Source organism: Citrobacter sp. S46_ASV_140 (assembly GCF_018919545.1).
In the GTDB taxonomy this organism is placed as follows: domain Bacteria; phylum Pseudomonadota; class Gammaproteobacteria; order Enterobacterales; family Enterobacteriaceae; genus Citrobacter; species Citrobacter braakii.
This window is the reverse complement of the sequence record NZ_JAHLRC010000248.1, coordinates 1-1,794: the sequence shown is the minus strand read 5'-3', so window position 1 is coordinate 1,794 and position 1,794 is coordinate 1. Positions and strand designations below refer to the sequence as shown.

The following is a 1,794-nucleotide window of genomic DNA, read 5'->3' as shown; positions in this document are numbered from 1 at the left end:
AAAAGTTATCATTGTTGTTATATTATGATACGAAATTGAAACACTTCGCGGTTCTCGCTGTAGGGTCGGGTCCATACTGGTGGTCTTTATGGGCTAAGTGGTATCATGACTCGCCAACCGCCTGGCGCACCAGCAAGAGTAGAAACATCATGTCTGAGACTGGCAATGTCAGTTATCTGATTGAAAAAATAATAATATTTACGCCAGCTACACAATCGCTGGCGCGGATAGATCAACCCAATCAGCGGATAAAACTCAAACACTCGGCGTCATTATGTCTTTTATTACTTATTCAACATCGTGGGCAAGTGGTTTCCCAAAACGAACTACTGGAATTCGGCTGGGGTAAAAATCACCGCCAGGTGAGCTTCAACGCCTTTTATCAAAGCATTCTCTCTTTGCGCAAAAGTTTGCTGCAGCTGGAACTGGAGCAACCGCTTATCACCACGATCCCCCGCAAAGGGCTGATCATCCAGGAAGAGTTCAATATTCAGGTGATTGAAACTCCGAAGGAGAGCGTATCTTTTACAGCAGAACCCTTAGTGCCGGATGTCGCCATAGAAGAACTGTCAGATGACACAGCGCGCCAACCTTTGATCACCACTGCTGAAATGGTAATACTTGCTATTACCCTGATGATTTGTGTGCTTATAATGTATCCGTGGCAAACCAGTGATAACTATTTCTCCGGCTATATCACCGCAGACAACGCCCCCACTGACTGTCAGTATTATTTTAATAATGATGCCAGTAATTTCTCCCGACATACGGCATTTATCAACAAAAATCCTGGGCTGTGTCAGAGCCATAAATTTATCTATATCACCACCTACCCTGAATCCAAAAAATTATCTGTGCTTGTATGTCGCTCACTGATGAAAAACAGGCAGGAAAACGCCTGTCAGTCGGTTTATTACCCACGGTATGATAGCTAATGAATTTTTATTCCCGAACGCCCCGCATCCAGACAGGTATTATCCTGCTGCTTTGTTTTGCTGCGCTAATTGTTACCGCCGTCTACCGGTACAGTAAAAACAATGGTCAGTTACATAATCTGACCTGTCGGTCTGCCATCGAGATTGTACGCAAGACAAGCTCATTCCGAGGGATCATTGATATCAAAACCGGCGGCAGCAAAGGTATTGTAAATATTGATGGCATTATCAAAGATGCCGAAAATAATGAGCAGACCGTGCAACGCATGGTACTTTTTACACAATCCAGCTACGGCTCAAGCCCGGTTTGGATTTCGCAGAAAATCCAAATCTCCAATCGCGAAACAGCACCCGCCAGTCTCATTCAGGAACTCCTCCCCGACTTCTTCCTGACCAACACCAGCGTATCCAACGTCGATTTTTTTGCGCTGAATAGAGAGATGTATTTGATTACCAAAGAGGGGATCCCCTATCTGTACTGCCAGAATTATGCGTTGCCGGAAAATGAATAATCAGTAAGCGAAGATTAAAAAAAAACAAAAACGATTTGAAAGAGTCACTTGATACGGGCATCACGAACTACACGCCCAAGATGTCTTGGTGTGTTAATGCTGATTCATAAAGATTATTTTCTCTCATAATATAAAAACCCTATTCTAACCTACACTACCATAACTCGCTGATTATGCGAACATTGTTACCCTGCTCGTCCAGCGTTATAACTTTCTGGTTTTCCAATAATCCCTTCCCTCTCTGACCGCCAGTAACAAATGTCACCGACAGTTGTATATTGATGCAACGATGATTTTATAGCTCGGGCGACTTTTCAGGCGCAGAGTTAGCGGTGAAATTTGACGGT

Annotated in this window: 2 protein-coding genes; both read left to right on the top strand. The window is 43.8% G+C overall.

The window, feature by feature from the left end; genetic code table 11:
* On the top strand, positions 1-935 hold a 935-nt coding region (locus tag KQJ19_RS23455), incomplete at its 5' end, for a winged helix-turn-helix domain-containing protein (protein ID WP_253296411.1).
* Positions 935-1,447, top strand: a complete 513-nt coding sequence (locus KQJ19_RS23450; protein ID WP_216404264.1) for a hypothetical protein — start codon at positions 935-937, stop codon at positions 1,445-1,447. The genes KQJ19_RS23455 and KQJ19_RS23450, both read left to right, overlap by 1 nt.
* Positions 1,448-1,794 lie beyond the last annotated feature (347 nt).

What these genes read in the sequence shown, in the direction of transcription:
- KQJ19_RS23450 (WP_216404264.1), top strand. Translation starts at nt 935, where the DNA reads ATGAATTTTTATTCCCGAACGCCCCGCATCCAGACAGGTATTATCCTG.